The organism is Pseudomonas sp. IPO3778, from assembly GCF_013386825.1.
In the GTDB taxonomy this organism is placed as follows: domain Bacteria; phylum Pseudomonadota; class Gammaproteobacteria; order Pseudomonadales; family Pseudomonadaceae; genus Aquipseudomonas.
Genome location: NZ_JACARC010000037.1, coordinates 298,626 through 325,206, shown reverse-complemented (window position 1 = coordinate 325,206; position 26,581 = coordinate 298,626). Strand labels below are relative to the sequence as shown.

The 26,581-nt window shown below is 61.8% G+C and carries 28 protein-coding genes; 17 read left to right on the top strand and 11 right to left on the bottom strand.

Annotated elements, in window-relative coordinates:
• Positions 1-249: 249 nt before the first annotated feature.
• Positions 250-1,113: an alpha/beta fold hydrolase gene (locus HX855_RS19840; RefSeq protein WP_309139811.1), complete on the bottom strand. Its 864-nt coding sequence runs from the start codon at positions 1,111-1,113 to the stop codon at positions 250-252.
• 184 nt (positions 1,114-1,297) lie between these two features.
• Positions 1,298-2,194: an AraC family transcriptional regulator gene (locus tag HX855_RS19835; protein ID WP_177088536.1), complete on the bottom strand. Its 897-nt coding sequence runs from the start codon at positions 2,192-2,194 to the stop codon at positions 1,298-1,300.
• Positions 2,195-2,334: 140 nt separating this feature from the next.
• On the opposite strand from HX855_RS19835, the gene HX855_RS19830 reads away from it, so the two are divergent.
• Together HX855_RS19830 and HX855_RS19825 are read left to right on the top strand one after the other, a co-directional pair.
• Positions 2,335-3,078 (top strand): SDR family NAD(P)-dependent oxidoreductase, encoded by a 744-nt coding sequence (locus tag HX855_RS19830; protein ID WP_177088506.1) that lies wholly within the window; start codon positions 2,335-2,337, stop codon positions 3,076-3,078.
• 16 nt (positions 3,079-3,094) lie between these two features.
• Entirely contained in the window at positions 3,095-3,499 is a 405-nt protein-coding gene (locus HX855_RS19825) for a VOC family protein (protein WP_177088504.1), read from the top strand.
• A gap of 19 nt (positions 3,500-3,518) precedes the next feature.
• Here HX855_RS19825 and HX855_RS19820 read toward each other — a convergent pair whose 3' ends face one another.
• On the bottom strand, positions 3,519-3,950 hold the full coding sequence (locus HX855_RS19820) for a hypothetical protein (protein WP_177088502.1): 432 nt from the start codon (positions 3,948-3,950) through the stop codon (positions 3,519-3,521).
• Between the two features lie 157 nt (positions 3,951-4,107).
• Between HX855_RS19820 and HX855_RS19815 the strand changes: the two genes are divergently transcribed.
• Positions 4,108-4,500: a RidA family protein gene (locus tag HX855_RS19815; RefSeq protein ID WP_177088500.1), complete on the top strand. Its 393-nt coding sequence runs from the start codon at positions 4,108-4,110 to the stop codon at positions 4,498-4,500.
• Here the strand turns inward: HX855_RS19815 and HX855_RS19810 are convergent, their stop codons facing one another.
• Positions 4,501-5,397: a LysR family transcriptional regulator gene (locus HX855_RS19810; RefSeq protein ID WP_177088498.1), complete on the bottom strand. Its 897-nt coding sequence runs from the start codon at positions 5,395-5,397 to the stop codon at positions 4,501-4,503.
• Between the two features lie 158 nt (positions 5,398-5,555).
• Here HX855_RS19810 and HX855_RS19805 point away from each other — a divergent pair, with 158 nt between their 5' ends.
• A complete protein-coding gene (locus HX855_RS19805) occupies positions 5,556-6,569 on the top strand; it encodes an ABC transporter substrate-binding protein (RefSeq protein ID WP_177088496.1) in 1,014 nt (337 codons plus the stop codon).
• 125 nt (positions 6,570-6,694) lie between these two features.
• On the opposite strand, the gene HX855_RS19800 is transcribed toward HX855_RS19805, so the two are convergent.
• Positions 6,695-7,483, bottom strand: a complete 789-nt coding sequence (locus HX855_RS19800; protein WP_177088493.1) for a helix-turn-helix domain-containing protein — start codon at positions 7,481-7,483, stop codon at positions 6,695-6,697.
• An 85-nt stretch (positions 7,484-7,568) separates the two neighbouring features.
• On the opposite strand from HX855_RS19800, the gene HX855_RS19795 reads away from it, so the two are divergent.
• From HX855_RS19795 to HX855_RS19785, 3 genes are all read left to right on the top strand, one after another.
• On the top strand, positions 7,569-8,567 hold the full coding sequence (locus HX855_RS19795) for a bile acid:sodium symporter family protein (RefSeq protein WP_088425795.1): 999 nt from the start codon (positions 7,569-7,571) through the stop codon (positions 8,565-8,567).
• A gap of 88 nt (positions 8,568-8,655) precedes the next feature.
• Positions 8,656-9,846: a sugar transporter gene (locus HX855_RS19790; protein ID WP_177088491.1), complete on the top strand. Its 1,191-nt coding sequence runs from the start codon at positions 8,656-8,658 to the stop codon at positions 9,844-9,846.
• Positions 9,847-9,953: 107 nt separating this feature from the next.
• The gene (locus tag HX855_RS19785; RefSeq protein WP_177088489.1) at positions 9,954-10,322 is read left to right on the top strand and encodes a lysozyme inhibitor LprI family protein; all 369 of its coding nucleotides are present in this window, start codon (positions 9,954-9,956) and stop codon (positions 10,320-10,322) included.
• A gap of 131 nt (positions 10,323-10,453) precedes the next feature.
• Here HX855_RS19785 and HX855_RS19780 read toward each other — a convergent pair whose 3' ends face one another.
• Complete coding sequence (locus HX855_RS19780) at positions 10,454-10,723, bottom strand: hypothetical protein (RefSeq protein WP_177088487.1); 270 nt, start codon at positions 10,721-10,723, stop codon at positions 10,454-10,456.
• Between the two features lie 551 nt (positions 10,724-11,274).
• Between HX855_RS19780 and HX855_RS19775 the strand changes: the two genes are divergently transcribed.
• Together HX855_RS19775 and HX855_RS19770 are read left to right on the top strand one after the other, a co-directional pair.
• Positions 11,275-12,828, top strand: coding sequence for a TerC family protein (locus tag HX855_RS19775; protein WP_177088485.1), 1,554 nt, complete (start codon positions 11,275-11,277; stop codon positions 12,826-12,828).
• 79 nt (positions 12,829-12,907) lie between these two features.
• Positions 12,908-13,750, top strand: a complete 843-nt coding sequence (locus HX855_RS19770; protein ID WP_177088483.1) for a PhzF family phenazine biosynthesis protein — start codon at positions 12,908-12,910, stop codon at positions 13,748-13,750.
• Here the strand turns inward: HX855_RS19770 and HX855_RS19765 are convergent.
• Positions 13,686-14,081 carry a co-chaperone YbbN gene (locus tag HX855_RS19765; protein ID WP_177088481.1) on the bottom strand — a complete coding sequence of 132 codons (396 nt, stop codon included), beginning with the start codon at positions 14,079-14,081 and terminating at the stop codon, positions 13,686-13,688. The genes HX855_RS19770 and HX855_RS19765 overlap by 65 nt on opposite strands.
• A 146-nt stretch (positions 14,082-14,227) precedes the next feature.
• Positions 14,228-14,464 carry a hypothetical protein gene (locus HX855_RS19760; RefSeq protein ID WP_177088479.1) on the bottom strand — a complete coding sequence of 79 codons (237 nt, stop codon included), beginning with the start codon at positions 14,462-14,464 and terminating at the stop codon, positions 14,228-14,230.
• 334 nt (positions 14,465-14,798) lie between these two features.
• Here HX855_RS19760 and HX855_RS19755 point away from each other — a divergent pair, with 334 nt between their 5' ends.
• The 8 genes from HX855_RS19755 (at position 14,799) to HX855_RS19720 (ending at position 21,435) form a co-directional block, all read left to right on the top strand.
• Entirely contained in the window at positions 14,799-15,647 is an 849-nt protein-coding gene (locus HX855_RS19755) for a transporter substrate-binding domain-containing protein (RefSeq protein WP_003207992.1), read from the top strand.
• Positions 15,648-15,699: 52 nt separating this feature from the next.
• Entirely contained in the window at positions 15,700-16,362 is a 663-nt protein-coding gene (locus HX855_RS19750) for an amino acid ABC transporter permease (protein WP_177088477.1), read from the top strand.
• 9 nt (positions 16,363-16,371) lie between these two features.
• On the top strand, positions 16,372-17,034 hold the full coding sequence (locus HX855_RS19745) for an amino acid ABC transporter permease (RefSeq protein ID WP_177088475.1): 663 nt from the start codon (positions 16,372-16,374) through the stop codon (positions 17,032-17,034).
• Positions 17,031-17,816, top strand: a complete 786-nt coding sequence (locus HX855_RS19740) for an amino acid ABC transporter ATP-binding protein (RefSeq protein ID WP_177088473.1) — start codon at positions 17,031-17,033, stop codon at positions 17,814-17,816. Before HX855_RS19745 ends, HX855_RS19740 begins: the two co-directional genes overlap by 4 nt.
• A 24-nt stretch (positions 17,817-17,840) precedes the next feature.
• On the top strand, positions 17,841-18,230 hold the full coding sequence (locus HX855_RS19735) for a RidA family protein (protein WP_177088471.1): 390 nt from the start codon (positions 17,841-17,843) through the stop codon (positions 18,228-18,230).
• Between the two features lie 176 nt (positions 18,231-18,406).
• Positions 18,407-19,171, top strand: coding sequence for an IclR family transcriptional regulator (locus tag HX855_RS19730; RefSeq protein WP_177088469.1), 765 nt, complete (start codon positions 18,407-18,409; stop codon positions 19,169-19,171).
• A gap of 9 nt (positions 19,172-19,180) precedes the next feature.
• A complete protein-coding gene (locus HX855_RS19725) occupies positions 19,181-20,389 on the top strand; it encodes an amino acid deaminase (protein ID WP_177088467.1) in 1,209 nt (402 codons plus the stop codon).
• A gap of 137 nt (positions 20,390-20,526) precedes the next feature.
• Positions 20,527-21,435 (top strand): sugar kinase, encoded by a 909-nt coding sequence (locus HX855_RS19720; protein WP_177088465.1) that lies wholly within the window; start codon positions 20,527-20,529, stop codon positions 21,433-21,435.
• Positions 21,436-21,549: 114 nt separating this feature from the next.
• Here HX855_RS19720 and HX855_RS19715 read toward each other — a convergent pair whose 3' ends face one another.
• From HX855_RS19715 to HX855_RS19705, 3 genes are all read right to left on the bottom strand, one after another.
• Positions 21,550-21,825: a peptidylprolyl isomerase gene (locus HX855_RS19715; protein WP_010173346.1), complete on the bottom strand. Its 276-nt coding sequence runs from the start codon at positions 21,823-21,825 to the stop codon at positions 21,550-21,552.
• 42 nt (positions 21,826-21,867) lie between these two features.
• Positions 21,868-24,405 carry a PAS domain-containing sensor histidine kinase gene (locus HX855_RS19710; RefSeq protein ID WP_177088463.1) on the bottom strand — a complete coding sequence of 846 codons (2,538 nt, stop codon included), beginning with the start codon at positions 24,403-24,405 and terminating at the stop codon, positions 21,868-21,870.
• A 135-nt stretch (positions 24,406-24,540) separates the two neighbouring features.
• Positions 24,541-26,499 carry an acetoacetate--CoA ligase gene (locus HX855_RS19705; protein ID WP_177088461.1) on the bottom strand — a complete coding sequence of 653 codons (1,959 nt, stop codon included), beginning with the start codon at positions 26,497-26,499 and terminating at the stop codon, positions 24,541-24,543.
• Positions 26,500-26,581 lie beyond the last annotated feature (82 nt).

The following is a 26,581-nucleotide window of genomic DNA, read 5'->3' as shown; positions in this document are numbered from 1 at the left end:
GATGGCCGCAAGTAGGCACGGTGGAGCGGGTAAATCGGCAAGGATGCCGATTTAGCCGCGATGGGCCAGGGATGGCCCATCGCGGCGGCCCGCGGAACCGGGCCGGAGTGCGGGCATGCCGAGCCTAGGCGAGGCACCGAGTGGTGGGGCAAAGACCTTTTGGTTACTTTTGGGGCTCTTTTCAAAAGTGACCCGCCGTAAGGGCGGAACCCATATCCGCCGTTACCCGAATAACGGATATGCCCCCCATCACCGCACCCGCCCCAAAAACCCCTCAATCAACCCATTCACCTCATCAGGATTCTCCAGCGCCGCCAGATGCGCAGTCCGCTTCATGACCACAAACGCCGCCCCGGGAATCACCTGCGCCATGGCCCGGGTCTGCGCCACGGCAAACGTACGATCCTCCTCACCGGCCACCACCAGCACCGGCGTACGAATCCCAGCCAGCAACCCACGCTGATCAGGCCGTTTGGGCACCACACTGTCCACCGCCCAAGCAATCGAATCCACATCACACATCGCCAACGCCTGATGAATCCGGGCGATCGCCTCAGGCCGTTCCCGCTCGGTAGTGGGCCCAACAAACGCACGGGTGGCGGTCCCGACCATACCGAGCCGAAACCCACCCAGCAGCCGAATAACCACCGCCAGCAATGGAAACTCAAGCCGATGCCGCCACCCCGCCGGCGACGCCGTGCAGTTCATCAACACCGCCGCCTCCACCCGCGCCGGGTACATCGCCGCAAACGTCCCGCCAATCATCCCGCCCCAGGAGTTGCCCACGAAAGTACACCGCTCAATACCCAACCCATCCAATACCTCACTCACACACCGCGCACACTCGGCAAAGGTAAACGCGCGACTCAGCGCCTCACTGTCCCCATGCCCCGGCGGATTAATCAGCACCACCCGATAACGCGGGCTGAAATACCGCACCTGCGCCATCCACATACGCGCATCCATCAGCAGGCTGGACCAGAACACCATCGCCGGCCCGTCACCCACACTGCGCACCCGCAAACGGCCGAGGCAGGTCGGAATGTCCTGCACCTGAAGATCGTGATACTCAAGCAGCGCCATGACGGCCTCGCGCAGAAGGGAGATGAGCACCTAAGCCTATACCTGCGGGCCTGCAGGCAGCGTTATCGGCCACCATCAGCAGCAGTGATAAACCGCGGGGCCAGAAACGTGTACCCAAACGCCAACACCAACACCGAGCCAAGGGTGCCGAGGAGGCAGGCCAGCGGCAACGCCTTGTCGTGGGGGCGTGGGATGGCAGGCTGGCACGTAGCGGTCAGTTCGCCCTTGTGCCGCGGTTTTCCCCCAGGATCCTCGCCGCATCCCGCGCCGGTGGCAGGCCAAACACCCGGGCATAGTCCCGGCTGAACTGGGTCGGGCTTTCATAGCCCACCTCAAAGGCGGCGCTGGTGACGTTCTTCGCGCCGGCCACCATCAGCGTGCGGGCCTGCAGCAAGCGCACGCGTTTTTGATACTGCAACGGGCTCAGGTTGGTGACGGCCTTGAAGTGCCGGTGGAAGGCCGACACGCTCATCGCGGCTTTCTGCGCCAGGGCTTCTACCCGGATCGGTTCGGCGAAGTCCCGGCGGATCCACTGGATAGCCTGGCTGACCCGGGCCATGGCGGTGTCGGGCGCCGCGATTTCCCGCAGCATCCAGCCGTGGGGGCCTTGCAGCACACGGTAAAGAATCTCGCGCTCGTAAGCCGGCGCGAGGGCAGCAATCGCTTCGGGGTTGCCCATCAGCCGCAACAGGCGCAGCCAGGCGTCCATCAGTTCGGGAGTGACGGCGGCCACTGAAAACCCCGCCTCCTGGTCGTAGCGCCCGGCAGGTTTGGGCAAGTCGCCGAGCAGTGTCGCGAGGACTGTCGGGTCCAGTGTGAGGCTGACCGCCAGATAAGGCTCGCCGCTGGCCGCCGGGTGCACGGCCCCCACGGCGGGCAGTTCGATGGACATCACGAAATACGTCGCCGGGTCATACCGCAGTGTGCGATCGCCCACGGTCATGGATTTGCTGCCCTGCAGGATCAGGTTGATCATCGGGTCATACACGGCGGCCAGCATGTGTTCGGGAATCGCGCCCTGGACCATGGCCACGCGCGGGATGCCCGTTTCAGTGCGGCGGTTTTCGGCCTTGGCGGCCAGGGTACGCAGTTCGATCAGTTGTGTATTCATGCCGGCCATGCTGAGCGCCTGGGTGTGCCCTGTGCAAGCAAAAAGCAGAAACAGGCAGGTTTCGGGCAGGAACCGCTGCGTCGGCGCGGGCCAGTACGCCTACTGTGGTGACTCATTTTGAGCAAGCAGTGGAGCCACACATGGGCGTTATCCTTATCACCGGCGGCAGCCGTGGCATTGGTGCCAGCACCGCAGAACGCTGTGCGCGGCAAGGCATGGACGTGATCCTGACGTACAACAGCCACCCGGAAGCCGCACACGGGGTTGTGCAGAAGATCGAGGCGGCGGGCGGCAAGGCGGTCGCGCTGCCCCTGGACGTGGCTGACGTCAGCGCCTTCAAGGAATTTGGCGAGACGGTAAAACAGGCCTTATCGGCCACCTGGGGCGCGAGCGGTTTGAGTGGCCTGGTGAATAACGCAGGGTATGGTCTGTTCAACCCCCTGGAATCGGTCACCGAGGCGCAGTTCGACGGCCTGTTGAATGTGCACCTCAAAGGCCCGTTTTTCCTGACTCAAGCCTTGTTGCCGTTGCTGCAGGCACACGCCTGCATCGTCAACCTGACCAGCGCGACCACCCGCGTCGCCACCGCAGGCGTAGCACCCTACGCGGCGTTCAAAGGTGCGCTGGACGTACTCACCCGCTACATGGCCAAGGAGTTCGGTGAACGGCAGATCCGCGCGAATGCCGTGTCTCCGGGCGCCATTCGCACCGAACTGGGCGGCGGGCTCAATGACGAATTCGAAGCGCTGCTGGCATCGCAAACGGCCCTTGGCCGCGTCGGCGAACCCGAGGATGTGGCGCGCGTTATCGCCATGCTGCTGTCTGAGGAAGGCCGCTGGATCAATGCCCAGACGATCGAGGTCGCGGGCGGTTACATCATCTGAAGAGCGAGGCTACAGCATGCTGGATCATATCTTTTTGTCGGTCAGCGACATAAAACGCTCCATCGATTTCTATCAGGCCGCACTGACCCCGCTGGGCATCACCGCGCGCCACGACTACGCCGGCAAGGACGGCCCGCCGGGCCATCCGGACCTCAAGGGTTTCGGCGCCAACGGGCGGATATTCTTCTGGCTGCGGGAGGGCGTGGTTGAGGGCAGGGCGGTGCACGTGGGTTTCGTCGCCAGCAGCCGCGCTGAGGTCGATGCGGCCTACCAGGCGGCGATGAATGCCGGTGCCGTCGACAACGGCGCCCCCGGCGCACGGTTGCACTATGACCCGAACTACTACGCCGCCAACGTGCTGGACCCCGACGGCTACAGCCTGGAATTCGTCTACAAGAACTGGCAGCACGGCCAGCGGTGATCGCCGCAGAGGGTGATGATCAGGCAACAGCCTGCGGCTGCATCCTCAATTCACCTTCCACTTCCTTGACCAACCCACTGGCCAGGAACAGCGGCGCCAGGCGTTTGTGCAGTTGGGGTTCGACAAACTCTTTCACCGTGTCCATCGCCAGCGTGCCGCTCAACGGCAGCTCGGCCTTGGTGTAGGACAGCCAGGCCTTCTTCAGCATCAACAGCACCTCGCTGCCGGCGGTGGAGGCGAAGCGGCGGTGGGTTTTCTTGCCGTCGAAATCGAAGGTGTGCTGGAACTCGTAACCCGCCTCGTTGCCGGCACTGGCGACGCAGCGGATGCAGGTGCAAGGGCCGTCGCCGAACGCCGTACGCAGGTAGGTGCTGAAGTCCACCACGGGTTTGAGTGACAGGCGCTTGTCCACCTCGAACAGGTCGCCGGTCATTTTTTCGTCAGTGTTCAAGGTCCGTTTCCTCGCAGGTTGTCAGCGGGTTTTTTCAAGGGCGGCACGATACCAGCCGAAGGCCGTGGGCGGGTAGTTTTTGGTCGCTTCAGTGGGGACGTCCATTCGCCAATGGCCTTGTTACAGTTTCCTTAAATAACCCCCAAAGGAAAGCGACATGAGCAATAAACCCACGATCTACAACCACGGCGTTTCATGGGAAGAAGGCAACCACGTCAGCCAGGGCTACCGTGTCAACGGCACGATCTACATTGCCGGGCAGTTTTCCCACACTTTGGAAGGTGAATTCGTTGACGGTGATGCCGCCGTTCAAACGCGCCAGACCCTGGAAAACCTTGACCACGTACTGGCAGGTTTTGGCGTTGGCCGTTCGAACATTGCCGCGGTGGATTTCTTCCTGGTGCATGCCAAGCGCGACTTTGAAGCGGTGGTCGATGTGTGGAAGGAATACATCGGCGACCATCGCCCGGCCGCGACCCTGATCGGCGTGAATTACCTGGCGTCCGACGCGCAGATCGTCGAGATCAAGGTGATTGCCCACGCGGACTGATCAGCCCGCCAGTTCATCCACCATCAGGTCGATAAAGCGCCGTACCCGGGGCTCCAGAAAGCGTTTGCTGGGGTACATCGCCAAAATCTCCACGTCCCCGGCGTCCAGGCCGGGCAACACCTGCACCAGGCGCCCGGCGGCCAGGTCCTCGGCCACCACGAAGTCCGGCAACAAGGCGATACCCAGCCCGGACACGGCGGCGTCGCGCAAGGCTTCGCCGCTGTCCAGGCGCAGGCGGCTGCGCCCGTAAGCCTTGATCCAGGTGCCATCTGCCTCTTGAAAACGCCAGCTTTGTTTGCGCGTGCGGCTGCTGAAATACAGGCAGTCGTGGTGGGCGAGGGCGTCCATGTCCCGGGGTGTGCCGTGCTCCGCCAGATAGCCCGGCGCGGCGCACAGCAGCGCCTGATAGCGGGCGACCACGCGGGACACCAGTTGGCGGTCGGTGTTGGCGCCCCCGATGCGGATGGCCAGGTCGAAGCCGTCTTCGACGATATCGGCGGTGCGGTCGGTGAAGCTGACTTCCACCTGCACCTCAGGCCACGCGTGCAGGTACTTTTTCAATAACGGCAGCAGCACCTTGCGCCCGAACGCGTCGGGTACCGTGAGCCGCAACAATCCGCGTGGTACGCCGGTGGGCTGGCCGATGGAGCTTTGGGCGTTGTCCACCGCCGCGAGGATCTCCAGGCCCTGGTCATACAGCGCGCGGCCCTCATCAGTGAGACTCAGGGTGCGGGTGGTGCGGTTCAGCAGGCGCACGCCCAGGCTGTCTTCCAGGCGCGCCACGGCCTTGCCGGCGGCCGAGCGGGTCAGGCCCATCGCCTGGCCGCCGGCGACGAAGCTGGCGCCATCGACCACCGCCATGAAGATCAGCATCTCGTTGAGGTTGGTGCGCAGCATGCGAGGCGTCTCCGGAGCACATCATCAGGAACAGGCGCGCAATATAGCAGCGCGGGCCGGCAGTGTTTTTCGCATATCCATAGATCCCGATATTCTTTTTCCGCGTGCCCGTTCGTCGCTACGCTCGCAGCCCTTCTCATTAACGCGGCAGCCCCTCCATGACCTTCAAGCGTCCCCCATTGACCCTGCTGGCAACTGCCCTGGCGGCGACCAGCGTGTTACTCAGCCCTGGCGCCCAGGCCGAAGGCAAGATCAGCATTGCCCAGCAATTCGGCATCGGCTACTTGATACTTGACGTGGTTCGCGATCAGAACCTGATCGAGAAACACGGCAAGGAGCAGGGCCTGGACATCAAGGTGGAGTGGAACAGCATCTCCGGCGCCACCGCGATGAACGAGTCGCTGCTGGCGGGCGCGCTGGATGTGGTGTCGGCCGGTGTGCCGCCGATGCTGACCTTGTGGGACCGCACCCAGGGCAAGCAGAACGTCAAGGCCATCGCCTCGCTGGGGTCGATGCCCAACTACCTGCTGACCAATAACCCGAACGTGAAGACCCTTCAGGACTTCAGCGAAAAAGACCGCATCGCCGTACCGGCGGCGGGGGTGGGCTTCCAGTCGCGCACCTTGCAGATCGAAACCGCCAAGCAATTCGGCGATGCCAACTACAAGAAGTTCGATGACATCTCCATCAGCCTGGCCCACCCGGACGCCACGGCCGCGCTGATTGCCGGCGGTTCGGAGATCAACGCGCACTTTTCCAGCCCGCCGTTCCAGTACCAGGAACTGTTGAACCCCAAGGTGCACAAGGTGCTGAGTTCCTACGACATCCTCGGCGGCCCGGCCACGTTCAACGTGCTGTACACCACCCAGAAATTCCACGACGAAAACCCCAAGACCTACAAGGCGTTCTATGACGCGCTGGCCGAGGCCGAGAAAATCATCAAGGCCGACAAGCCCGCAGCGGCCCAGGCGTACATTCGGGTAGAGCAGTCGAAGTTACCGCTGGCGCTGGTGGAGAAGATTGTCCAGGACCCGGAAATCGATTTCACCATCGTGCCTCAGCGTACCTACATTTATGCGCAGAAATTGCAGGAGCTGGGGGTGCTGAAAAACAAGGCGGGCAGCTGGAAGGATTACTTCTTTGAAGAGGCCCATGGGGGTGACGGGAGCTGATCCCGTTGTGAAATGAAATGCTTACAAAAATGTGGGAGCGAGCTTGCTCGCGAAGGCGGTGTGTCAGTCAACAGATGTATTGGCTGACACGGCGCCTTCGCGAGCAAGCCCGCTCCCACAGGGAATCAGCGGAAAAATTCGCCTGGTGTGGCATCGAACTGCTGGCGGAAGGCGTTGATGAAGGCCGAGGTGGACTCGTAGCCACAGGCCAACGCCACATCGGTGACCCGTTCGCCTTGTTCCAGGGCGGGCAGGGCGCTCAGTAATCGCAGGCGCTGGCGCCAGGCGCGGAAGGTCAGGCCGGTGTCCTTCAGAAACAGCCGGCTCAGGGTTTTCTCGCTGACGGCCAGTTTCTCGCTCCATTGCCCCAAGGTGGTTTGCTGTTCGGGGTGCAGGTTCAGGCTGCGGTAAATCTGCCGCAGCCGGCTGTCGGCAGGCAGCGGCAACATCAGGTCGACCTGGGGCGCCGCGGCCAATTGGTCCAGCACCACCCGGGCCAGCCGACCGTCCGGGCCGTCCTCGGCATATTCCACCGGCAACTCACTGAAGCTGCGGATCAACTCCCGCAACAGGCTGCTCACCGCCAGCACCTGGCACCGCTCCGCTGCCCAGCCGGTGACGCTGCAGTCCAGGTACAAGCTGCGCATCTCGGTATGGGGCGAACTGAACACCCGGTGCGGTATGCCTGCGGGTATCCACACCGCCCGTTGGGGCGGCGCGACAAAGCGCCCGACACTGGTCTGGATCTCCAGCACCCCGGAAATCGCATAAGACAACTGCACCCATGGGTGACTGTGGCGCCGGGTCAGCGCGCGGTTGGGCAGGGATTCGGTGCGCCCGTATACCGGCCTCGGCAGGCTGGAAAGCCCGGGCACACTGCGGCGCACGGTTTTATCATGTCCTTTAGGCGGCATTTACTGGCTCATTGGCGTTAGTCGGTAACAAGCCGTTACGTTAGAGTCGCAACGATGCGCTTGGCAACCCCTGGAAGATTGGCTTATGACCCGCCCACGTTTTTTACCTGACAATTTCACCCTGACCCTGGTGGCCACGGTGCTTCTCGCGTCCCTGCTGCCCGCCAGCGGCCAGACCGCCGTGGCCTTCGGCTGGGTGACCAACCTGGCCATCGCGCTGCTGTTTTTCCTGCACGGTGCGAAGTTGTCGCGCCAGGCCATCGTCGCCGGTGCCGGGCACTGGCGTCTGCACCTGCTGGTGTTCAGCCTGACTTTTGTGCTGTTCCCGCTGCTGGGCCTGGCGCTCAAGCCGGTGTTGTCGCCGCTGATCGGCAAAGACCTGTACATGGGCATGCTCTACCTCTGTGCATTGCCCGCCACCGTGCAGTCGGCGATTGCCTTTACTTCCCTGGCCCGGGGCAACATCCCGGCGGCGATTTGCAGCGCGGCGGCGTCGAGCCTGTTTGGTATCTTCCTGACGCCGTTGCTGGTGACGTTGCTGCTGAACGTGCACGGTGACGGCGGCTCCACCGTCGACGCGATCCTGAAAATCAGCGTGCAACTGTTGCTACCGTTCGTCGCCGGGCAAATCGCCCGTCGCTGGATCGGCGAGTGGGTGGGCCGTAACAAATCCTGGCTGAAGTTCGTCGACCAGGGCTCGATCCTGCTGGTGGTCTACGGTGCGTTCAGCGAGGCGGTCAACGAAGGCATCTGGCACCAGATCCCGTTGTGGGAACTGGGCGGCCTGGTGGTGGCGTGCTGTGTGTTGCTGGCGCTGGTACTCGTGGCGTCCACTGTGCTGGGCAAGGCCTTCGGGTTCAGCCAGGAAGACCGCATCACCATCCTGTTCTGCGGCTCCAAGAAGAGCCTGGCCACCGGCGTACCCATGGCCCAGGTGCTGTTTGCCGGGGCGAGCATGGGCGTGCTGATCCTGCCGTTGATGCTGTTTCACCAGATCCAGTTGATGGTGTGTGCGGCCTTGGCCCAGCGTTACGCCAAGCGTCCGGAGTCGATTCCGGAGTTGATGGGGCAGGTGGATCCCTAAACCGTCGTGTTACTATTTTTTGCGCGCGGTTCAAGGGCCGGCATCGGGCCGGCAAGATCTGCGCGCACATGAGTACGACGACCTGTAAATGAGCATTTCCGCCGCAACACCTCAAGCCAACTGGCAGCCGGTCTTCGCCCTCGCGTTGGCCGCTTTCGTTTTTAATACCACTGAATTTGTGCCGGTTGGCCTGCTGAGTGCCATCGGCGCCAGTTTCGACATGCCCATCGCCAGCGTCGGCCTGATGCTGACCATCTATGCGTGGATCGTGTCCCTGACCTCGCTGCCGGTGATGTTGCTGACCCGCAACGTCGAGCGGCGCAGGTTGTTGATCGTGCTGTTCGGCATGTTTATCGCCAGCCATATCCTGTCCAGCGTGGCCACCAGCTTCGGCATTCTGATGCTTAGCCGGGTGGGTATTGCGTTGTCCCATGCGCTGTTCTGGTCGATCACCGCCTCCCTCGCGGTGCGTTTGGCGCCGGAGGGCAAGCAGGTGCAGGCCCTTGGGTTGCTGGCCACCGGCACGTCCCTGGCGATGGTGTTGGGTATTCCGCTGGGCCGCCTGCTGGGGGAAGCGATGGGCTGGCGTACCACGTTTCTGGTGATTGGTGCGTTTGCGGCCGGGCTGGTGTTCTGGCTGGCGCGCACCTTGCCACTGTTGCCGAGCCAGAACTCCGGTTCGTTGCGCAGCTTGCCGTTGCTGTTCAAGCGCCCGGCGCTGGTGGCGTTGTATGTGCTGACGGCGATGGTGGTGACAGCGCAGTTCACGGCGTACAGCTATGTTGAACCGTTTGTTGAAGGCGTCGCGGGCATGAGTGGCAATACCGTGACCCTGATCCTGCTGGTGTTCGGGGGAGCGGGCATTATCGGTTCGCTGCTGTTCAGTCTGGTGCATCGCTTTAATCCGCACCGGTTCCTGATCAGTGCCGTGACCATCCTGGCGCTGTGCCTGGCGTTGTTGCTGCCGTTGAGTGGCGAGGTTTCGTACCTGGTGACCCTGAGCGTGTTCTGGGGCATGGCCATCATGGGCTTTGGCCTGGCGCTGCAATCCAAAGTATTGGTGCTGGCGCCGGATGCGACGGATGTGGCCATGGCGATGTTTTCCGGGATCTACAACATTGGGATTGGCGGTGGGGCATTGATGGGGAGTTGGGTGGGTAGCCACTTTGGGTTTGCCTGGATCGGTGCGGCGGGCGGCTTGCTGGCAGCGGTGGCGTTGATCGGGTATTGCCTGGCGATTTATCGGTTTGGGCAGGGTGTGGCGCGTAGTCCTCTGTAGGAGTGGGCTTGCTCGCGAAAAACTTGAGGGCGCCGTTGGGTGTCAGGTTACCCGTGTCATCGTTCACCACCCTCGCGAGCAAGCTCGCTCCTACAGGAGGTATTTCTATGGCAGTTCGATTGATTAAACCGGCGGTATTGGCAGTGCTCGCGGGTTTTTGCGTGTTGTGGCTCAGCCCTGCAAGCCTGGCGGCCAGTTTTGACTGTGACCGGGCCAAGGCAGCGGACGAGAAGACCATCTGTGCCACGCGCGCTCTTAATGATCAGGACGTGACCATGGCGCTGCTTTATGACCTGAACCGACACTTTATGGCCATGGGCGGGCGCGGTTCGTTGATGGATGATCAGGCAGTTTGGCTCAAGCAACGGCATACGTGCGGGACTCAAGTGAGTTGCCTGAGCAAGGCGTATACGCAGCGTATTGCGATGTTGCGTAGCTTTATTGATGAACGGGTGATGACGAAGGGGCCGTTTTGAACGGCCGCTTACTGTAGGAGCGAGCTTGCTCGCGAAAAACCTGAGGGCGCCGTTGGGTGTCAGGCTTCCCGAGTTATCGTTGACGTCCATCGCGAGCAAGCTCGCTCCTACAGAAGCAGGGTGTGCTTTGTTTAGGCGTCGCTAGGGTGGATCCGGCGGCCTATTACGTCCATTAGGTCACAGCCATCGCGTAGGGGAATGGCGAGCAGGCGTGCAAAGTCGTGAAGCACGACGGCGTCGCTGCTGATTTCTTCGCGGAAGGCTATATTTTCCAGCAGTTGGGTCACGGCGTTGATGCGGTAAGCAGCAGCCTGGTGGAGTACGTCGAGCGGCGCTTGGGTGTCGATGAGCAGGGAAGGGATGTCGCAATCGTTGCCTGTAAGGGGCATGTATCGATTCATGGTAAAGCCTCGGTCTAATTAATTGAGGCTGTCACCTATCGTCGCCAAACGATTGGGTGACAGCTGTACGCAGGTTGGCGAACCGGGACCGAGTTCCGGCAGACCCGAAGGTCTCCCGCGCACAGCTGCCATAAAGCAGCTTTGCGGGTGCGAAAGTGCCTGCAATCAAGCAGAGCGCTTTCGCATACGGTCAACGGATCGCCAAATCCGATCGCCATGTCGGGCGACCGGCGGACTATAAGCGCTGCCCTTCAACCCATGCAAGGCAATCGTCGACACGCTCTCTATTACAGATCTTGTAATAGTTTTGCATTGTAGGAAATTACTGTTTCGCCTGTACGATTCAAGTCCTTTTTCCACAACAGGACCTACATGAACACCCTCTCGGAGCCTCCCAGTCGTCTTTCCCCAAGACATGCACTGCCGCCGTTCCCATTGATCGCCTGCCTTCAGGCCAAGCATCCCGTATTCCGATTGCCTACCCTTACCCGGTCCCTCGACCGTGCGTTGCCGTGCCCGGCATTCTGAAAAACTTGAAGAGATACTGAAAAATGGAATGGTTAGCGGATCCAACGGCCTGGCTCGGCCTGTTGACTTTGATTGTGCTGGAGCTGGTGCTGGGCATCGACAACCTAGTGTTTATTGCGATCCTGGCGGACAAGCTGCCGCCGGAGCAGCGTGACCGTGCGCGGTTGATCGGTTTGTCCCTGGCGTTGCTGATGCGCCTGGGCTTGCTGGCGAGTATTTCGTGGTTGGTGACCCTGACCCAGCCGTTGTTCGAGGTGTTCGACAAGAGTTTCTCGGGCCGTGACCTGATCATGCTGTTTGGTGGTGTGTTCCTGTTGTTCAAGGCCACCATGGAATTGCATGAGCGGCTTGAGGGGCATGTGGCTCAGCGCACTGGCAACGTGGCTTATGCGATGTTCTGGCCGATCGTTGCGCAGATTGTGGTGCTGGATGCGGTGTTCTCCCTCGATGCGGTGATTACCGCCGTGGGCATGGTGGATGAGCTGGCGGTGATGATGATCGCGGTGATCATTTCCATCGGCCTGATGATCATTGCCAGCAAGCCGCTGACCCGTTTCGTCAACGCCCACCCCACGGTGATCATGCTGTGCCTGGGCTTCTTGATGATGATCGGTTTCGCCCTGACTGCCGAAGGCCTGGGCTTCCACATTCCGAAAGGCTACCTGTACGCGGCCATTGGTTTCTCGATTCTGATCGAGGTGTTCAACCAGATCGCCCGGGCGCGCCGCAAGAAGTCGGCCCAGGGCACGCGGCCGATGCGTGAGCGCACGGCCCATGCGGTGATGCGTTTGCTCGGCGGTCGCAACCTGGCAGTGGAGGAGGTGGGTGAAGAGGTCGCCGACCTGCTGGACAACCCCGATGCCAACGGCGGGCCGCTGTTCGACCGGCGTGAGCGGGTGATGATCAGCGGTGTGCTGCAACTGGCTGAACGGCCGATTCGCACGCTGATGACGCCCCGGGCCAAGGTGGACTCTATAGATTTGTCGGACGATCCCGACACTATCCGCCTGAAACTGATGCATTCGTCTTACTCTCGGCTGCCTTTGATCCGCAACGGTAATGTCGACGAGCCATTGGGCTTTGTGCACAAAAAGGAACTGCTCAAGGAATACCTGGCCGGTAACGAGCCGAACCTGGAGCACCTGGCGCGCCGGGCGGTCAACCTGCTGGAGAGTTTTTCGATCCTCAATGCCCTGGAGCAGATGCGCCAGGAGTCGACCCACATTGCCTTCGTGATCAACGAATTTGGCGACTTTATCGGGGTGTTGAGCATGACCGACATCCTTGAGTCCATCGCCGGCGAATTACCCGATGCCAGCGAAATCGAAGGGCCGGACATCGTTGAAGAACAGGATGGTTTTCGGGTCAACGGCGCCTTGAACCTTAACCTGATCCGCCAGCGCACCGGCTTCAAGGCGGTGGCGACGGAGGATTACCAGACCCTGGCCGGGTTGGTGATGAGCCTGCTGGATCGCCTGCCGGTGGTGGGCGACAGCCTGGAATATGAAGGCTGGCGCCTGACCGTGGGTGCAGTGGAGGAACGTCGGGTCACGCAGGTGTTGCTGGCGCCGCTGTAGCGGGTGGATTTCATTCGACGCTGGGCTGGCCTTTGGATAGCATCGCCGCTCACTGAACCGTTAAGGAAGGGTTACCCGAATGACTTTGGACGTGCTTAAGATTTCTGCATTTTGTGACGGTAACCAAGGCGGTAACCCGGCCGGCGTATGGATCGGTGACAACTTGCCGGAAGCCGCCGAGATGCAACGTATCGCCCACGAAGTCGGGTTTTCGGAAACGGTATTCGCCTGCCCGCAAGACGACGGCTGGCGCGTGCGCTATTTCGCGCCAGACGCCGAAGTCGCGTTTTGCGGCCACGCCACGATTGCCCTCGGCGCAGCCCTGAGCCTGGCGCTGGGCGACGGCGAATTCCACCTGGCGTTGAACAATGGCGACATTTCCGTCAGTGGCCGCAGCGAGGGCGAGCTGATCGAAGCGGCCCTGCAATCCCCGCCAACCCGCAGCGCACCGGCAAACGATGCGCTGGTGGACGCGGGCCTGACGTTGTTCGGCTACACCCGCAACGACCTGGACCCGAGCATCCCACCGGCAATCATCCATGGCGGTATCGACCACCTGGTGCTGGCCCTCGACAGCCGCGCAAAGCTCAGCCAGATGCACTATGAGCTGGAAGCCGGTCGCCGCTACATGACAGAGGCCCGCCTGGGCACTGTGGTACTGGTGTTTGCCGAAAGCCCGACACTGTTCCACACCCGCAACCCGTTTGCCGTGGGCGGCGTGTACGAAGACCCGGCCACGGGCTCTGCTGCCGCCGCATTGGCCGGCTACTTGCGGGACCTGGGCTGGCCGCACAACGGGTGTATCGACATCATCCAGGGCGAGGACATGGGCAGCCGCTCGCGCTTGCAGGCGCAGATCACCGATGAGAAGGGTGCCTCGATTCGTGTTTCCGGTACGGCGCGGTTGATGTTGGAGGACTGAGTTTGGCGTAGCGGCTGAACGTCTCCAGGATGGCGTGCTCCTGCTCGTCCCAGGGACCAAACCCTTTCAGCTTCTCGACCATCTGGCCGTTTTGGAAAATCAGCAGGGTAGGCGTGCCAGTCACCTCCGGGTGCCTGGGGGTTTGGGCCGTGTCGAGCACCAGGCTCTTCACCGACGTTACATATTTACCTGCAACTCGCTCAAACAGCGGCCCCGCAGCCCCACAGGCGGGGCAATGCTGCGAAACAAAAAGCATGAATACCGTTTTGTGCGCCGCCAGCACACGCTGGTACTCCTCGACATTTTTAATCACCGCCGTAGCCATTCCCATGACCATCTCCCTGAGCAAAAGGCCTTGGCCCACGCTAAGCCAGACGATCAAAACGGTCTACTGTCAAAACTAACAGGTCCCCTGCAAAGTGATTTTTGTGGCGAGGGAGCTTGCTCCCGCTGGACTGCGCAGCAGTCCCAGGCACTTCAACGCTCCGCCCGCTCCCGAGCCTTCTTCGCCAACCCCACACACTGCTTGTAATCCCCCTGGTCCTTGGCGTCCTTCGCCCGACGATATCCATGATGATTCTGCGTGGTGTAGCTCGTACTGAAGGCCGCCTTCAGCTTGACCAGTTCGGCCTTGCATTCGCGCCGGTCATCCTTGGCAAACACCTGGCTGGCAAACACCAGCGACAACACCATAAGCACAAGACTGATCTTCATCTGAGCGCATTCCTTGGGGGCCGATCATCTGTCAAGGCTAGCCCAGCCACGGGATTTTTCCATTCGGTCACCGCACCGCTTTTGTGCACGGTAACGACTCACCCCCGCACCCAAATGTGGCCTGTCACCCCGGTGTGTGGCCAACGGTAGCAATCTGATTGCAACGGCTGGCCTAACGCCTCATTGCCGATACAAATTTATCTAATTGATTTTAAAAGAAATTAATCCCGCAATATTTTTCTGTTACCGCGTATGGCACACTTTCTGCTGTCTATTCCGTTGTTACATACTAAGTTCCGGTATAGCGGAATACACAACTCCTGGAGTGCTTGTCATGCATCACCGACCTTCCGTGTTTAAAGCGTGTGTTTTTCTCTTCGCCGCATCGGCTTCCCTCGCAAGCGTAGTGCAAGCGGCGGACAGCAAGCTCGATACGGTGCTCAAACGTGGGCACCTGATCGTGGGTACAGGCAGTACCAATGCGCCGTGGCACTTCCAGGGAGCGGATGGCAAGTTGCAGGGGTTTGATATCGACATCGGCCATATCGTGGCCAAGGGCTTGTTCAACGACCCCAGCAAAGTCGAATACGTGGTGCAGTCCTCCGATGCACGGATTCCCAACCTGCTGACCGACAAGGTCGACATGAGCTGCCAGTTCATCACCGTTACCGCCAGCCGTGCGCAGCAAGTGGCCTTCACCCTGCCGTACTACCGCGAAGGCGTGGGCCTGCTGCTGCCGGCCAACAGCAAGTACAAGGAAATCGAAGACCTGCAAGCCGCTGGCGACAGCGTCACCGTGGCCGTGCTGCAAAACGTCTACGCCGAAGAACTGGTGCACCAGGCATTGCCTAAAGCCAAGGTCGACCAGTACGACAGCGTCGACCTGATGTACCAGGCCGTGAACTCCGGCCGTGCCGACACCGCCGCCACCGACCAGTCTTCGGTCAAGTACCTGATGGTGCAAAACCCGGGCCGCTACCGCAGCCCGAGCTACGCCTGGAGCCCGCAGACCTACGCGTGCGCCGTCAAGCGTGGCGACCAGGACTGGCTGAACTTCGTCAACACCGCGCTGCATGAAGCCATGACCGGTGTGGAGTTCCCGATGTACAAGGCCTCGTTCAAGCAATGGTTCGGCGTTGATCTGCCAGAGCCGGCGATCGGGTTCCCGGTTGAGTTCAAGTAATTCGTAAACACTGGGGCGTCGCTGACGGCGCCCCAATCAGGTACTGCCGACCATGAACTATCAGTTGAACTTTGATGCTGTATGGCGCGACTTCCCCAGCTTGCTGGCGGGGCTCGGCCTGGGCCTTGAACTGGCACTGCTGTCTATCGCCATCGGCTGTGTGATCGGCCTGCTGATGGCGTTTGCCATGCTGTCCAAACACCGTGCGCTGCGCATCGTGGCCTCGGTGTATGTGACGGTGATCCGCAACACCCCGATCCTGGTGCTGATCCTGTTGATCTACTTCGCCTTGCCCAGCCTCGGTATCCGGCTGGACAAGATCCCCTCGTTCATCATCACGCTGTCGCTGTACGCCGGTGCCTACCTCACCGAAGTCTTCCGCGCAGGCCTCTTGAACATTCCCAAGGGGTTGCGTGAAGCGGGCCTGGCCATCGGCCTGGGCGAATGGCGCATCCGCGCGTACATCACCGTGCCGGTGATGCTGCGCAACGTGCTGCCGGCGCTGTCGAACAACTTCATCTCGCTGTTCAAGGACACCTCCCTGGCGGCCGCGATCGCGGTGCCGGAGCTGACCTATTACGCCCGCAAGATCAACGTCGAAAGCTACCGGGTGATTGAAACCTGGATGGTCACGACCGCGCTCTACGTGGCTGCCTGTTACCTCATTGCCATGCTGCTCCGTTACCTGGAACAGCGTTTGGCGATTCGTCGCTAAGGAGCCCCCATGTACGAATCCCCCAGCTGGCTGCATGAGTTGTGGATCGCCCGGGAAACCCTCTGGGCGGGGTTCCAGACCAGCGTTTACTGCTCGGCCCTGGCGATTATCTTCGGCACCCTGATCGGCATCGTTGCCGGGTTGATCCTGACCTACGGCAAATTCTGGATGCGTGCACCGTTTCGCCTGTACGTCGACCTGATCCGCGGTACGCCGGTGTTTGTGCTGGTATTGGCGTGCTTCTACATGCTGCCGGCGCTTGGCTGGCAGATCAGCGCGTTCCAGGCCGGTGCCGTGGGCCTGACGCTGTTCTGCGGCTCCCACGTGTCCGAGATCGTGCGCGGCGCGCTGCAAGCCATTCCCAAAGGGCAACTGGAAGCGGGCAAGGCCATCGGCCTGACGTTTTACCAGTCCCTGGGCTACGTGCTGTTGCCCCAGGCGCTGCGGCAGATCCTGCCGACCTGGGTCAATTCCTCCACGGAAATCGTCAAGGCGTCCACCTTGCTGTCGGTGATCGGCGTGGCCGAATTACTGCTCAGCACCCAACAGGTCATCGCCCGGACGTTCATGACCCTGGAGTTCTACCTGTTCGCAGGCTTTATGTTTTTTGTCATCAACTACGCCATCGAATTACTGGGGCGTTACATTGAAAAGCGGGTGGCGTTGCCATGAACCAATCCTCCAAAGAAAGCCAGCCACTGCTGAACATTCGCGGCCTGCGTAAACAGTACGGCCCGGTGGAAGTGCTCAAGGGTGTGGACCTGACCATGCAGCGCGGCAACGTCGTGACGTTGATCGGCTCCAGCGGTTCGGGCAAGACCACGCTGCTGCGCTGCGTCAACCTGCTGGAAGAATTCCAGGGCGGCCAGATCACCCTCGACGGTGAGTCCATCGGCTACAGCGACGTGGGCGGCAAGCGCGTGCGCCATCCGGAACGGGTGATTTCCCAGCACCGTGCGATGACGGGCATGGCGTTCCAGCAATTCAACCTGTTCCCGCACCTGACTGCGTTGCAGAACGTCACCCTGGGCCTGCTCAAGGTCAAGAAAATGGGCAAGGACGAGGCGGTGGCGCTGGCGGAAAAATGGCTGGACCGTGTCGGCCTGCTGGAGCGACGCAACCACTTCCCGGGCCAATTGTCGGGCGGCCAGCAACAGCGCGTGGCGATTGCCCGGGCGATTGCGATGAACCCGAGCCTGATGCTGTTCGACGAAGTCACCTCCGCCCTCGACCCGGAACTGGTGGGCGAAGTGCTCAGCGTGATCAAGGGCCTGGCGGAAGAGGGCATGACCATGTTGCTGGTTACCCACGAAATGCGCTTTGCCTATGAAGTCTCGGACAAGATCGTCTTTATGAACCAGGGCCGCATTGAAGAACAGGGGCCGCCGAAAGACATCTTCGAGCGCCCGCAATCGCCGCGACTGGCGGAATTTCTCAAGAACATTCGTTTTTAATTCACTCGTTTCAGGAGATCCATTATGAGCATTACTCGTTACGGCACCGGTGCCACCGCAGGCGGTGGCCAGCCTCGTCCTTTCGCCCGTGCGGTGGAAGCCGATGGCTGGTTGTACGTGTCGGGCCAGGTGCCAGCGGTGGACGGTGAAATCATCACCGGCGGGATCGTTGAACAGACGCACCAGACCATGCGCAACGTGGTGGCGATTCTCGAAGAGGCCGGCTATGCCCTGGAAGATGTGGTGCGCGTAGGCGTATGGCTGGAAGACCCACGGGATTTCTGGAGTTTCAACAAAGTGTTCGGCGAATACTTCAACCCGCAACACGCCCCGGCACGGGCCTGTGTGCAGGCGAACATGATGGTCGACTGCAAGGTGGAGATTGATTGCGTGGCCTACAAGAAAAAAGGCTAAATGCTGCGCCACACCTTTGACCTGTGGTGGTGCCTTTGTGGCGAGGGGGCTTGTCCCCCGTTGGGCTGCGCAGCGGCCCCAAAAAAGCGGGAGCGCTGCGCACTCCAACGGGGGACAAGCCCCCTCGCCACAGAGTTCTTTACGTGCCTTTAAATTTGACGGGACCCGAAACTGCCATGACCGAAGACACCATCAAACGCCGCGCCAAAGGCCTCGACCGGGCGTTCGATATCCTCGATTTCCTCAAGGAAATCGGCCAACCCCTGCGCCCGAATGATATCGCCAGCGGCATTGGCAGCCCCAAGTCCACGGTCTACGAACTGGTGGCCTCGCTGCTGGAACGGCGCATTCTCGAAACCGTGGGCAAGGACGGGCACGTCTACCTCGGCCGTCAGTTGTACTTCCTCGGCCAGGCCCATCTGCGCCATTTCGACCTGACCCGGGAAGCCGACCACGCCCTGCAGGAAATCGTCAGCCAGACCCACGAAACCGCACAAATGTGCCTGCTCAATGGCCGTAAATACACCGTGGCCCTGATGCGTGAAGGCGAGCGGCATTTCCGCATTTCCTCCGACATCGGCGAGAACGCTCCCATCCCCTGGACCGCCTCCGGCCGCCTGCTGTTGGGCCACCTGAGCGACCAGCAAATCATCGACCTGATCGACTACGACGACTACATCCTCCCGGACGGTCAGCGTCTGCCCCTGGACACCTTCCTCGGGCAAATTCGTCAGGCCACCCTCGACGGATTTTTCTCCTTCGACAGCGTCGCCGACACCTTTACCCATTGCTTTGCCGCCCCGGTTCGGGACGCCCAAGGCATCAGCATTGCGACCCTGTGCATCGTGGCCCCACGGGCCGATGCCATCAACAACTACAACGACTATCGCCGGGTGCTGATCGACAGCGCGAACAACCTGGCCCGTCGCATCAACGAATAGGAAACCCTTATGTCTGCCTTCAATGCCGTTGAAAAAGGCGCCGCCGAAGTCGGTGCGCATCTGGTCCGTGACGTCAGCCTGCCGGCCCTGGTGCTGCACCGCGATGCCCTGGAACACAACATCCGCTGGATGCAGGCATTCGTCAGCAACAGCGGCGCGCAGTTGGCGCCCCACGGCAAGACCAGCATGATGCCGGCGTTGTTCCAGCGGCAGATCGAGCAGGGCGCCTGGGGCATCACCCTGGCCAACGCCGTGCAGACCCGCGCCGCGTATGCCGGTGGTGTTCGCCGCGTCTTGATGGCCAACCAACTGGTGGGGGCGCCGAACATGGCGCTGATCGCCGACCTGCTGGCCGACCCGGCATTCGACTTCCACTGCATGGTCGACCACCCGGACAACGTGGCGGACCTGGGCGCGTTCTTCGCCGCCCGTGGCCTGCGCTTGAACGTGATGATCGAATACGGCGTGGTCGGTGGCCGTTGCGGTTGCCGCACTGAACAGCAGGTGCTCGACCTGGCCAAGGCGATCAAGGCCCAGCCAGCGCTGGCCCTGACCGGCATTGAAGGCTACGAAGGGGTGATCCACGGCGAACATGCCATCAGCGGCATCCGTGCATTCGCCGCCTCCCTGGTGCGCCTGGCCGTCGACCTGCAAAACAGCGGCGCTTTCGACCTCGGCAAGCCGATCGTCACGGCCTCGGGTTCGGCCTGGTACGACCTGATCGCCGAATCCTTCGAAGCCCAGAACGCCGCTGGCCGCTTCCTCAGCGTATTGCGCCCGGGCAGCTACGTGGCCCACGACCACGGCATCTACAAAGACGCGCAGTGCTGCGTGCTCGACCGTCGCAGCGACCTCAACGAAGGCCTGCGCCCGGCGCTGGAAGTCTGGGCCCATGTGCAATCGCTGCCGGAGCCGGGCTTTGCGGTGATCGCCCTGGGCAAGCGCGACGTCGCCTACGACGCCGGCCTGCCGGTGCCGCTCAAACGCTACAAAGCCGGCGTGCTCCCGGCGCAGGGCGATGACGTGACCGCCTGCAAGGTCACGGCGGTGATGGACCAGCATGCGTTCATGGTCGTTGCGCCAGGGGTTGAGTTGCGCATTGGCGACATCATCTCCTTCGGCACGTCCCACCCGTGCCTGACGTTCGACAAATGGCAAGTGGGCAACCTGGTGGATGAGCAACTGCAAGTGATCGAAAGCCTGCATACCTGCTTCTAATTGTAGGAGCGAGCTTGCTCGCGATGGTCGTGAACGATGACGCGGGGAACCTGATGCCCAACGGCGCTCTCAGGTTTTTCGCGAGCAAGCTCGCTCCTACAGGATTAGGCCCTCAAGTACACCGAGAGACCCCAGGCATGAACACAAAACCGCGCATCGCCCTGATCGGCGAATGCATGATCGAACTGCAACACCGCGCCGACGGTAGCCTGCAACAAAGCTTCGGCGGCGACACCCTGAACACCGCCGTCTACCTGCGCCGCGAGCTGGGTGAACACAGTACCGTCGACTACGTCACCGCCCTGGGCGATGACAGCTTCAGCGACGCCATGTGCAAGCACTGGGCTGAAGAAGGCCTGGGCCTGGGCATGGTCCAGCGCCTGCCCGGGCGCCTGCCGGGGCTGTACTGCATCCAGACCGATGCCAGTGGCGAGCGCAAATTCCTTTACTGGCGCAACGAAGCGGCGGTGCGTGAGTGCTTCACCACGCCGGCGGCCGAGCCGATCCTGGCGGCGTTGCCGGGTTACGACGTGGTGTATTTCAGCGGCATCACCCTGGCGGTGTTGGGCGAAGCGGGTCGTGAGCGGTTGCTGAACACGCTGGTCGAAACCCGCAAGCGCGGCGGCAAGGTGGTGTTCGACAACAACTACCGGCCGCGTTTGTGGGCGAGCATAGACGCGGCGCGTGCCGCGTATCGCAAGGTTCTGGCCGAGGTGGATATCGCCCTGCTGACCGAAGATGACGAGCGGGCATTGTTTGGTTATGAAGACAGCGAACAGGTGTTTGCCGCGTACCCGACGATTGCCGAAGTGGTGCTCAAGCGGGGCGCGGATGCGTGTCTGATTCGTTGTGAAGATGAGCGATTCGAGGTGCCGGCGCGGGTGGTGGAGAAAGTGATCGACACCACGGCGGCGGGGGATTCGTTCAGTGCGGCTTATCTTGCCAGTCGGCTCAAGGGTGGCTCGCCGCAAGAGGCCGGCTTGGCCGGGCATCGGCTGGCGAGTCGGGTGATTCAGGTGCCCGGTGCACTGATCCCCCGAGACTAACGCCTTCTATTGTGGCGAGGGAGCTTGCTCCCGCTGGAGTGCGAAGCGCTCCCGGCTTTTTTGGGGCCGCTACGCAGCCCAGCGGGAGCAAGCTCCCTCGCCACAACAAACCCTTCAATCCCGGTAAAACACCTGCACCAAGTGATACCCGAACTTGCTCTTGATCGGCCCATGAACCACCTTCACGGGCTTTTTGAAGATCACCGCATCGATCACCCCCACCATCTGCCCCGGCCGCACTTCACCCAAATCACCGCCGCGCTTGGCGGACGGGCAGGTGGAGTACTTCTTGGCCAACACATCAAACGCTTCGCCCTTGGCAATACGCTGCTTGAGCTGTTCGGCTTCCTCGCTGGTTTTCACCAGAATGTGACGGGCTTGGGCTTTCATTGATCGGTCCTGAGGTGAAACGGCGCGCGATTATGCCTGAAGTCAGGCCTCTGAGCTGATCATGCTGCGGATTTTGTTCGCCAGCAGGTCAATCGAAAACGGCTTGGCCACCATGTCCATGCCTTCCTCCAGGAACCCCTGGCGCTCGGCGGCTGTTTCGGCGTAACCGGTCATGAACAGCACCTTGAGTTCGGGCCGATGCTGGCGTGCGATCTCCGCCAATTGCCGGCCATTCATCCCCGGCAGGCCCACGTCGGTCACCAGCAAATCCACCCGCAGATCGGACTCCAGCAACGGCAACGCCGCCCGTGCATCTGCCGCCTGGTGTGCGGTGTAACCCAGTTCATCCAACAGGTTGACCACCAGCATCCGCACCGCCGGGTCGTCTTCGACCACCACCACCGCTTCGCCCGCCAGCGCCACCGGGGCTTCGCTTTGGCTGGCAGGCACGCTGCGTTCAAGCGCAGTGCCATGCAGGCGCGGCAGGTACAGGCGCACGCACGTGCCCTGGCCCGGTTCGCTTTCAATGGTGACGTGGCCACCGGATTGCTGGGCAAACCCATAGATCATCGACAAACCGAGGCCGGTACCCTGGCCGATGGGCTTGGTGGTGAAGAACGGGTCGAAGGCCTTGGCGAGGATCTTCGGGCTCATGCCGGCGCCGTTGTCGCTCACGCCGAGCATCACATAGTCGCCAGCCTTGACCGGCTCCAGGGTGCTGATGTCGGTGCCGTCGAGGTAGCTGTTGGCGGTCTCGATGCACAATTGCCCGCCGTCGGGCATCGCATCGCGGGCGTTGATCACCAGGTTGAGCAGGGCATTTTCCAGTTGGCTGGCGTCGGTGTTCACCGGCCACACGTCGGCGCCCAGGTTCACCTTGAGTTCGATGTGGGCGCCCTTGGTACGCCGGAACAGGTCTTCCAGGGACGCCACCAACTGGTTCGGGTCCACCGGCTTGCGGTCCAGCGACTGGCGCCGGGAGAAGGCCAGCAGGCGGTGGGTCAGGGCGGCGGCGCGATGGGCCGAGGACACGGCGGCGTCGGTGAAACGGCCGATCTCGTCGCTGCGCCCGGCGGCGATGTAGCGTTGCATCAAGTCCAGGCTGCCGATGATCCCGGTGAGCATGTTGTTGAAGTCATGGGCGATGCCGCCGGTGAGTTGCCCGACCGCTTCCATCTTCTGGGCATGGCGCAGGGCGTCTTCGGCGCGTTCGCGTTCGAACATCTCGTTTTGCAGGCGCTGGTTGGCTTCGGCCAGGGCCTGGGTGCGCTGGCTGACGCGTTCTTCGAGGTTTTCGTTCAGATGGCGCAGGGCTTCTTCGGTGAGCTTGCGCTCGGTCTCGTCGATCACAAAAATGTAGAAACCGTTGACCGAACCGTCGGCGCTGAACCGCGGCAGGTACTTCATCAGGGCATGGCGTGGCCGTCCGTCATGGTGGGGCGTGACGGTGACAAAACTGCAGGCCTTGCCCTTGAGCGCGGCTTCGATTTTGTCCACGCGCCCGGCATAGACTTCATCCCCCAGCACTTCGCGGATGCTCTTGCCGTACAGCTCCTGCGGGGTCATGCCGTACCAGTCCAGGTAGGCGCTGTTGTTCAGGCGAAAGCGCTGCTCGTGATCGACATAACCGATCAGCACCGGCATGGCATTGATGATCAGTTGCAGCTCGGTCTGGCTTTGGCGCAAGGCCTGTTCGGTGTGCTTGCGTTCGGTGAGGTCGAGGGCGGCGCCGAGAAAGCGCGCCGGTCGGCCATGGTGGTCCTTGTAGCAACGGCCCCGGGCAAACACCCAGCGCACTTCGCCGTCGGCTTGCAGCAGGCGGTATTCCTCGGCGTATTCGGTGCCGTGGGTGATGCAGTGCTTGATGCTGCGGGCGACCATGCCGCGGTCTTCGGGGTGCACACCTTGCAGGTAATCGCTGATGGGCAGCAGGCCGGCGTCGCAGGGGTCCACCCCGTGCAGTTGGGCGAAATGCGCGTCGGCAATAAACCGGTCTTCGCCGATGTCCCAGTCCCAGGTGCCCACGGCGTCGGTGGCGGCCAGGGCCAGTTGCAGGCGCTGCTCGGTGTTGCGCTGGGCCTTGAGGCTGTTTTCGGTGCGCTGCTGGAGTTCCAGGGCGATGCGCCGGCGCTCATTGGTTTCGATCGCGGTGATCAGGATCCCGGCGACCTGACCGCGCTCGTCGCGAATCGGGCTATAGGTCAGGTCGAGCCAGATCTCGGTGTCGCGGTGGTTGCGTTGCAGCACGAAACGCTGCTCAGTGAACGTGCGCACCTGGCCGGTGAGGACGGCGGCGTAGATCGGGTCGGTGAACGGCTTCAGTTCCGGCCAGACCTGGTCGGCGGGCTGACCGAAGGCAGCCGGGTGCTTGTTGCCGGCCAGCAGGGCGAAGCCGTCATTGTAGATCTGGGTGAGTTCGGCGCCCCACAGCAACAGCATCGGCATCGGCGAATGAATCACGATGTCGACGGCTGTACGCAGGCTCTGCGGCCAATCAATGGCGTCACCGAGGGGGCTTCGTGCCCAGTCCAGCCGCGCAATCAGTGCCGCGGCTTCGCTGCCGGTGGGTGATACGTTCATGTAAATGCCCTGCGCGTAACGCTTGAAGAATGACAAAAGCCGATTATCCCGTGAGTGGGGACCGGCTTTCCACCCTCGAAAAATAGCATGCTTGAGGGCTTTTTCTGCAAATGAGTCGTTAAGGGCTAAAACGTTTCATCCTTGTGCAAGCTCCTGGCGATCGCGAAATTGCTCCAGGGCTTCGGGGTTGGCCAGGGCGTCGGTGTTCTTGACGGGCTCGCCATGCACCACGTTGCGCACCGCCAGTTCGACGATCTTGCCACTGATGGTGCGCGGGATATCCGTGACCGCGAGGATCTTCGCCGGCACATGGCGTGGTGTGGTGTTGGCGCGGATTACCTGGCGAATCTGCTGTTCCAGTGCGTCATCCAGCTCGACCCCGTCGTTGAGCCGCACAAACAGCACCACCCGCACATCGTCTTGCCAACGTTGGCCGATGGCCAGGCTTTCCAGCACCTGGGGCACTTTTTCCACCTGACGGTAAATCTCTGCGGTGCCGATGCGCACACCGCCGGGGTTGAGCACCGCGTCTGAACGGCCATGGATCAGCAGGCTGCCATTGGGGCGTTGTTCGGCGTAGTCACCCTGAGCCCAGACGCCGGGGAACTGGCTGAAATACGAGGCCCGCAGTTTTTCCTGATGCGGGTCATTCCACAGGCCGATGGGCATTGCCGGGAAGTGCCGGGTACACACCAATTCGCCTTTTTCGCCCACCAGCGGCCGGCCCTGGTCGTCCCAGACTTCGATGGCCATCGCCAGGCTCTTGCACTGCATCTCGCCGCGCCGCACCGGCAGCACCGGGTTGCCGATCACGAAGCAGGAGACGATGTCGGTACCGCCCGACATCGACGACAGGCACAGCTCGGGCTTGATCTCGCGGTACACGTAATCGTAGCTCTGGGGCGACAGCGGCGAGCCGGTGGAGATCAACCCCTTGAGGCTGCCCAGGTCGTGGCTCAGGCGCGGTTGCAGCCCGGCTTTTTCCAGGGTGGCGAGGAATTTCGGGCTGGTGCCGAATACGCTGATTTTCTCCTGGTCGATCAGGTCCATCAGGCGTTCCGGGCCCGGGTGGAACGGTGAGCCGTCATACAGCACCGCCGTGGCGCCGATGGCCAGCACCGACACCAGCCAGTTCCACATCATCCAGCCGCAGGTGGTGTAGTAGAACAGGCAGTCTTCCCGGGACAGGTCGGCGTGCAGGCCGTGTTCCTTGAGGTGGGTGAGCAGTACGCCGCCGGTGCCGTGGATGATGCACTTGGGCACGCCGGTGGTGCCGCTGGAATACAGGATATACAGCGGGTGATCGAAAGGTACGGCAACGAATTCAGGCTCGCAGCCAGGGGTGTAGAAGTCGCTCCAGCATGCGACGCTGGCCTGTGTCTGATAGTCCTCGGCGCGCGCTTGCGGGCGGGCATACGGCACGATAATCAGCTGTTGCAGGGACGGCAGGCGTTCGAGGATTTCATTGAGTTTGCGGCTTTGGTCGATGACCTTGCCGGCGTAGCGGTAGCCGGCGCAGGTGATCAGCACCTTGGGTTCGATCTGGCCGAAGCGGTCGATCACGCCCTGGGTGCCGAAATCCGGCGACGAGCATGACCAGATGGCCCCAAGGCTGGTGGTGGCGAGCATGCCCACCAGGGTTTGCCAGGTGTTGGGCATGCACGCGGCCACCCGGTCACCCACGCCCACACCGGCGGCCCGCAGGCTGCGTTGCAGGCCGGCGACGTGGCGGGCCAGTTCGGCGTAGCTCAGTTGTTCGCGCTGGCCGTCTTCGCTGATGGCGATCACGGCGGGGTGGTCGTCGCGGCGGCGCAGCAGGTGCTCGGCAAAGTTCAGGGTGGCGCCGGGAAACCACTGGGCGCTGGGCATCTCGGCGTCTTCGATCAGCACCGCGCTGGGCGGTGTACGGAACTGCACGTCGAAGAACTCGACAATGGACCGCCAGAAGTCCGGGCGCTGGTCGATGCTCCATTGGTGCAGGGCCGGGTAGTCGCTGAGCTGCAAGGCATGGCGGTCATTGATGAAGCGCCGGAACTGGTCCATCCGGGTGGCGTGGATGCGTTCGGGGGAGGGTTGCCAGAGTATTTCGGACATAAGGAAATCTCTTGTTCTTGTGTCAAATCTGCCAAACAACACAGGTCAAAATGTGGGAGCTGGCTTGCCTGCGATAGCGGTG

Excerpts from the sequence above, each read along its gene's own strand:
- HX855_RS19750 (WP_177088477.1), top strand. The coding sequence starts at position 15,700 with ATGAACTATCAGTTGAACTTTGATGCTGTATGGCGCGACTTCCCCAGC.
- HX855_RS19715 (WP_010173346.1), bottom strand. The coding sequence starts at position 21,825 with ATGAAAGCCCAAGCCCGTCACATTCTGGTGAAAACCAGCGAGGAAGCC.
- HX855_RS19800 (WP_177088493.1), bottom strand. The coding sequence starts at position 7,483 with ATGCCGCCTAAAGGACATGATAAAACCGTGCGCCGCAGTGTGCCCGGG.
- HX855_RS19835 (WP_177088536.1), bottom strand. The coding sequence starts at position 2,194 with ATGAATACACAACTGATCGAACTGCGTACCCTGGCCGCCAAGGCCGAA.
- HX855_RS19720 (WP_177088465.1), top strand. The coding sequence starts at position 20,527 with ATGAACACAAAACCGCGCATCGCCCTGATCGGCGAATGCATGATCGAA.
- HX855_RS19710 (WP_177088463.1), bottom strand. The coding sequence starts at position 24,405 with ATGAACGTATCACCCACCGGCAGCGAAGCCGCGGCACTGATTGCGCGG.
- HX855_RS19755 (WP_003207992.1), top strand. The coding sequence starts at position 14,799 with ATGCATCACCGACCTTCCGTGTTTAAAGCGTGTGTTTTTCTCTTCGCC.
- HX855_RS19730 (WP_177088469.1), top strand. The coding sequence starts at position 18,407 with ATGACCGAAGACACCATCAAACGCCGCGCCAAAGGCCTCGACCGGGCG.
- HX855_RS19810 (WP_177088498.1), bottom strand. The coding sequence starts at position 5,397 with ATGCTGCGCACCAACCTCAACGAGATGCTGATCTTCATGGCGGTGGTC.
- HX855_RS19705 (WP_177088461.1), bottom strand. The coding sequence starts at position 26,499 with ATGTCCGAAATACTCTGGCAACCCTCCCCCGAACGCATCCACGCCACC.
- HX855_RS19830 (WP_177088506.1), top strand. The coding sequence starts at position 2,335 with ATGGGCGTTATCCTTATCACCGGCGGCAGCCGTGGCATTGGTGCCAGC.
- HX855_RS19745 (WP_177088475.1), top strand. The coding sequence starts at position 16,372 with ATGTACGAATCCCCCAGCTGGCTGCATGAGTTGTGGATCGCCCGGGAA.
- HX855_RS19790 (WP_177088491.1), top strand. The coding sequence starts at position 8,656 with ATGAGCATTTCCGCCGCAACACCTCAAGCCAACTGGCAGCCGGTCTTC.
- HX855_RS19795 (WP_088425795.1), top strand. The coding sequence starts at position 7,569 with ATGACCCGCCCACGTTTTTTACCTGACAATTTCACCCTGACCCTGGTG.
- HX855_RS19735 (WP_177088471.1), top strand. The coding sequence starts at position 17,841 with ATGAGCATTACTCGTTACGGCACCGGTGCCACCGCAGGCGGTGGCCAG.
- HX855_RS19765 (WP_177088481.1), bottom strand. The coding sequence starts at position 14,081 with ATGGGAATGGCTACGGCGGTGATTAAAAATGTCGAGGAGTACCAGCGT.
- HX855_RS19760 (WP_177088479.1), bottom strand. The coding sequence starts at position 14,464 with ATGAAGATCAGTCTTGTGCTTATGGTGTTGTCGCTGGTGTTTGCCAGC.
- HX855_RS19825 (WP_177088504.1), top strand. The coding sequence starts at position 3,095 with ATGCTGGATCATATCTTTTTGTCGGTCAGCGACATAAAACGCTCCATC.
- HX855_RS19780 (WP_177088487.1), bottom strand. The coding sequence starts at position 10,723 with ATGAATCGATACATGCCCCTTACAGGCAACGATTGCGACATCCCTTCC.
- HX855_RS19805 (WP_177088496.1), top strand. The coding sequence starts at position 5,556 with ATGACCTTCAAGCGTCCCCCATTGACCCTGCTGGCAACTGCCCTGGCG.
- HX855_RS19785 (WP_177088489.1), top strand. The coding sequence starts at position 9,954 with ATGGCAGTTCGATTGATTAAACCGGCGGTATTGGCAGTGCTCGCGGGT.
- HX855_RS19725 (WP_177088467.1), top strand. The coding sequence starts at position 19,181 with ATGTCTGCCTTCAATGCCGTTGAAAAAGGCGCCGCCGAAGTCGGTGCG.
- HX855_RS19815 (WP_177088500.1), top strand. The coding sequence starts at position 4,108 with ATGAGCAATAAACCCACGATCTACAACCACGGCGTTTCATGGGAAGAA.
- HX855_RS19740 (WP_177088473.1), top strand. The coding sequence starts at position 17,031 with ATGAACCAATCCTCCAAAGAAAGCCAGCCACTGCTGAACATTCGCGGC.
- HX855_RS19775 (WP_177088485.1), top strand. The coding sequence starts at position 11,275 with ATGGAATGGTTAGCGGATCCAACGGCCTGGCTCGGCCTGTTGACTTTG.
- HX855_RS19770 (WP_177088483.1), top strand. The coding sequence starts at position 12,908 with ATGACTTTGGACGTGCTTAAGATTTCTGCATTTTGTGACGGTAACCAA.